Origin of the sequence: Bacteroides caecigallinarum, assembly GCF_016901995.1 — a bacterium.
GTDB classification, from domain to species: domain Bacteria; phylum Bacteroidota; class Bacteroidia; order Bacteroidales; family Bacteroidaceae; genus Phocaeicola; species Phocaeicola cellulolyticus.
Window position 1 is genome coordinate 1 of record NZ_JACJLE010000092.1, and the last position, 5,790, is coordinate 5,790.

2 protein-coding genes are annotated in these 5,790 nt (G+C 37.0%); both read right to left on the reverse strand.

Features of this window, described 5'->3' with window-relative positions:
- Positions 1-421 precede the first annotated feature (421 nt).
- Complete coding sequence (locus tag H6A61_RS14825) at positions 422-3,319, reverse strand: glycoside hydrolase family 38 C-terminal domain-containing protein (RefSeq protein WP_204394667.1); 2,898 nt, start codon at positions 3,317-3,319, stop codon at positions 422-424.
- A 61-nt stretch (positions 3,320-3,380) separates the two neighbouring features.
- Complete coding sequence (locus H6A61_RS14830; protein WP_204394668.1) at positions 3,381-5,735, reverse strand: GH92 family glycosyl hydrolase; 2,355 nt, start codon at positions 5,733-5,735, stop codon at positions 3,381-3,383.
- Positions 5,736-5,790 lie beyond the last annotated feature (55 nt).

The window sequence follows — 5,790 nt, forward strand, 5'->3', positions numbered from 1 at the left end:
CTATATAAGCGCATACATATTATATAAATCAGTTTAATTATCAATAAATTATACATAATTAAACTATAATATACCAAAAGTATAAAAAAGAAAGCAGGAAAAATAAATTTGTCCACATGTAACACAAATTGTTCAAATAATATAACAAAACTTGTAATACACATATTCTATATTCTCATAAAATATTCATCTATTAGCATTAAAAAGAAGAGGGTGCGTCAAAACTCATTTTTTGAAAATATGAACTTATAATTTGAAATTTGAGCATCCTAAAAGACTAAAGAAAGGGCCGTATCATTACTCAATACAGAGTTTGATACGACCCTTTTAAATATTATAGTTATAATCTGTAACTTTGAAGAGTAGTCATTTTAGTTTTGACACCCTCAAGCTAGTATCAAAAACAGTATTTAAATAAACATTACCAGTATATTTTGATAAATTTACTTTCCCAAGGTTTTAATTTCAAAGCAGCTTGTTTACCTTTAACTGTTTCTCCAACAACATCACATACTTCCACTTTTTTAATATTCACAATATCCGAAGAGAAAGAAAGGTCTACCATTTTACCTCCAATCTCTCTAAGTTGCAACATAACAGCCTTTTCATTTTCAACAGGAGCCATATTCACCAATAAAACATTCTCTGAATTCATTCTCAGAATATTTTTCACCTGATTAGCTCCATTATTTCCTTCTCCGGCAGGTAACACTCTAGTTAGGAAAGGAATTCTATTAGACCACGCAAATTTTGTTGCATATTCCAAAGAAGAATCTTCGGAAGAATTTATAAAATAACTCCATTGGATTTCTCCTACCTGATCAGCATTAAAATTTGTAACCCAATAATTATTCATTGGCCATGAATACATATTAGTAGACTGAGGAACCGCTCCGGCCTGATAACGTCCTGTATTAATAGCTCCAAACTGCATCAGAGGTATCTCCTGACTACACATGATAACTTGTGAGTGATTATTTCGCGCTGTTGCAAAATTCTGCACTGTATACCAATCATTAGATGAACCTTTAATTTGATCAACACCTGCTTCTATATTTCCACCAGGAACATCTAAGAATATTTTTCCATTTTCAATCTGGTAAGGAAAAGAAACATATACAGCTTCCGGATCGATTACAGATTTTTTACGCAAACGATAAAGTACTTCTATTTTTTTCTCTACATTGTATATACGGAACTCCACCATTAAATTATCTTCACCAATGCCGGCAGAAGTAGTTGCACGAAAGCGATAAGTATCCCATATTTCTCCTTTTTCAAACTGTTCAAAACGGATTTTTTCCGGACTACGACGTAAAAACTGAGGAGCCTGATATTTCTCCATAGGATGACGACTGTCTATAATTTCATAAACGAACTCACCCAATTCCCACTTTGCATCATCTGTCAGCAAGGAACAATTAAGTTCTTTGTCGAATAAATGTTTAATTGTTCCACGCTGCAAATTAAAATCAACCGCATACCAATCATTTTCTATATGTGTATCGGCTAATTGTATTGTCTGTTCAACTACAGGACGAGGAGCATCTTTTACTTTAATAAAATAACGTTCGCAACCTAAAGCTGGAACATTTCGCACATACAGATACCAATATGTACCATCAGAACGAACTTCTCCTGCCTGAGCCGGAATCTTATTACCAGCAGCGTCTACAATTTCAAAATTTTTTTCTTTCGGTAATATCTGGTGATCAATATACACCTTAGCGACTCCACTATAATCCCAGTTTAAAGTATTAAAAACAGCAACAGACGGAAGCTTCGTCTTAGGAGTAAATGACTGAAGTAATCCCATAACAGTTTCTCCCAATAATCCTGTATACCGATATGCTTCCCATGCATACGATTGCTTTAACGAACGCTGTTCCCATGTTTCTAACCCATAAGGATTACGCACACTCTCACTATGTCCAAATGTATGCTCATCATAAAATAGTAAAGCATTATTAATTCCTACAATCTGCTTATTTATATCAGCAGGCAATTCTGCTCCCAACATTTTAGCAAAAGATAAACCGACCTGATTAGCAATCACATTTGAGTGAGTGATACGAGATACAGCGGCCTCACGGGCACCAGAAGCAAAACCGTCCGTCCACCAGTCGGGCCATGCTCCACGAATTGTCTGAATTTTATCCTCATACTGTGTTTCTACCGTTTTTATAAACTCTGTGGCAACAGCCGTTCTCAATTTAGGCCATTCATATTTTTCATTCCAACGCTTTACCATTTCACAGCTTTTGGTTGAAGGAGGTGCATTGTCTGTAAAATATCCTGAATGTTGAGCTGCGCAAATATCATATGGGTAATGTTTATCTTCTAATTGCTTCAGATACTCCAACACCTTAGTTTCAAATGACTCAAAATTGTCATTGTGAATTCCGAAAAAGTTTCCCTGATTATAATGCTCTGCACGATAAGCCAGCATTTTCTTTCCTGAAGGAGATTCCCACCAAAATACGGTCGGCTTATCAAAACAAATCAGAGCACGATGTCCATGGGTACCCATATTCAAATATTTTACTCCCGCATCAGCAAAATATTCACTAAAGCACCAGCCAATACCATTTACATCATCTTGCATAGCCAACTCCGCACGCATTCCGTGCTGACGGAACTGCTTAAGGGGAGCCAATGATGCTGCCAAAGTTTGCTCATCTGGCAATTCGTCAAAATTAAGATACATCGCAGCAAGCTCAATACGCCCCTCTTTGACTCTTTGTTTCAAGCGCGCAATCTGCTCCGCCGGACGGCATTTTAAATATTCGCTGACAGCCCATGAAATTTCACAAGTCCAACGAAACTTTGCCGATTCTGGATAATTATCGGTAGCGTCACAATAATCCAATGCATAATCAATATAACGTAAATGTTCCGCCAATATTTCCATTTGAGAACGGGTATAGCCAATGTCTGTGTGCGTATGTTGCACCAGATTCATTTGCCAATGACGAACCGGATTTATCTTTATAGGTTCAGTATAAAGTATTTCTCTTCCTTGCTTCACAGTCAATACATCTTCCTGCGCTTGACTTACCTCTGGAATTTCTATATAAAAATTATTCTCTCCGGAATGTAATTTCACCTTTTTAGCAACTTCACCCAACTGAAGAACTATAGGCTCAACATCCCCTTCATGCACAATGTTTATCCAAACTCGCTGTTGTAAACCACTATCCGACTTATATAAAGCCGGAAGAAATGTGATTTCCACATTTTTTATCACTAAAGATGCTATTGCTGGAACAGACATTCCCAACCATATCACACCTACTCCTAATAATCGTCTTATATTCATATAAATACTATTTTATCAGTTTACTTTTTAACTAGCAAACACTATTAATCAAGCGATGGTTTTAATAATTATCTTTTGGAGAATTCCCCATCTGAATATCCAAACGTCCACCTTTTACAATTTCAGAGAATGGGATACGAGGTTCGTGTAACTGTTGTCCATTTAAAGAATATTGCTGCACATAAGAAGTTCCCTTTTCATTTCCTGAAGTCGTGATAACGAACTCTTTTCCTGAATAATATTTATCGCTTAAACGAATAGTTACTTTATCAAACAGAGGAGCTCCTAGGGCAAAAGAAGGATTCTCATCCGTCAGTCCTTTCACATCAAACAGTCCAATAGATGAAATTACATACCACGCTCCTAGTTGTCCCTGATCTTCATCCTGACCATATCCATATCCATGAATACCATCAGTGCCATAAAATTCATTCAAGATTGCACGTACCCATTTCTGTGTCAACGATGGACGGCCAGATTCATTAAAAAGCCATGAAATATGTAAGCAAGGCTGATTACCCTGATTATATAAAGTTTGTAATCCTGCAAAAGCACCTACCTCTGTTCCACCACTGAAAATCTTCTTTTGGGAAACCGTAAAGATACTGTCCAAACGTAGGTTAAATTTATCAGCCCCCATTTTAGCCACTAAGCTTTTTACATCGTGCGGCACATAAAAAGTATATTGCCAAGCATTACCTTCCTGAAAACCTCGCCAAACCTGCATAGGATCAAATTTATCTACAAATTTTCCATCTGCTTTTTTCGGGCGGATAAAATTGCATGAAGAGTCATAAAGGCGTTCCCATCCTTTTGACAAATCCATCAGCTGACTATAATGAGATTTATCCCCTAACTGCTTAGCCCACTGTGCAACAGCCCAGGTACTATAAGAATACTCCAACGTATGTGATGCTGAAAACATAAAGGTTTCATGATAACCTTCGCCTTCATCTTGATGGGGAACATATCCATACTTGACAAATTCTGTTGTATTTACTTTTCCTGCTCCAAAAGGTCTGTTTTTACCTTCCAGTTCATTTTTCAGACATGCTTCATACGCCGTTTTAGTATCAAAATCACGAATTCCGCATTCATAAGCACCAGCTATAATAGTACTCAATAAATTTGTTCCTACACCAGACACATAACGGTTATTAGCCAATCCATCAGCTAGCCAACCAGCATCCTTATATGTCTGCAAATGGCTGCTTATATATTCTGACATATATTCCGGATAAGCCAATATCCATAACTGAGATAAGTTCCACTGGGCTCCCCATGCGGCATCTGTATTGTAAATATTATATAAAGGAGTACCTTCTTTCATAGGCAACTGTCCCACCGAACCATCATTCCGAGGATAAGCTCCATTTACATCGCTTGCCAAACCACGTCCCAACAAGGCGTGATAAAGTCCGGTATAGAACTTCACTTTGTCTTCCCTACATTCTGTTTCAACCCGTATGCGTCCTAAATAATCTTCCCAGGTAGCTTGTGCGCGTTCTTTAACATGGTCAAAGTCTAAATCAGAAGCTTCTTGTTGTAAATTTATTCTAGCATTTTCTACAGAAGTATATGACAAGCCTATTTTAGCAGTTACGATTTCCTGATTCTCTGAAGCAAAAGAAAAATACATCCCAGCTCCCACACCTTTTGACTCACGGGCGCCTTGCTGTTGGACATTTCCATTATATGCACCATAATTGAGCGGTTTTTTGTCAAGTACAGCAGAAAAGTACAAAGGTACGACTGCTCCTGGTTGATATTTTTTTACATATTCAGGTTCTGTTATCACCCATCCTTCAACTGTTCCATCCTGATTATAAACAATATAAGCATCATTAACAGATCCACTTTCTCCCTGTCGGTTACCTATATTAAATAATAAATGTTTTTTTTGACCTTGCGGGAAAGTAAAGCGTTGAAAAGCAACACGTTCAGTTGCTGTTAGTTCTGTCTGAATATGATAATCATCCAACAGTACTGAATAATATCCTGGCTTAACTACCTCATTTTCATGACTGAAATGAGAACGATACCCAGTCTTAATAGTGTCAGAAGGTAACCCTGGTACAGTAAGCAGTTCTCCGACAGTTGGCATCAACGATATCCCTCCAATCTGAAACTCATGCAAGCAAGGAAAACCTTCAATAGTATTATCACGATAATCATAGCCAGTAGCCTCCCAACCAGACTTATTTCCAAGACTACCGTTAGTAGAAGGAGCTGGTTTTGCCATGCCAAATGGTAATGCTCCGGGTGCAAAATGAAACCAACGACAATGGGCTGTACCAATACGTGGCTCTACATACTGAGATAAATTTTCCACAACGTTTTTTTCTTCATTTTTACAAGAAAATAAAGAAAATACTACTAAAAATAAAGAAATAACCTTTTTAAAATTAATTTTCATGTGTTGAAGTATGTTAAAATTAGTTGTATAATTAATTATTACTATTGTGATGGTG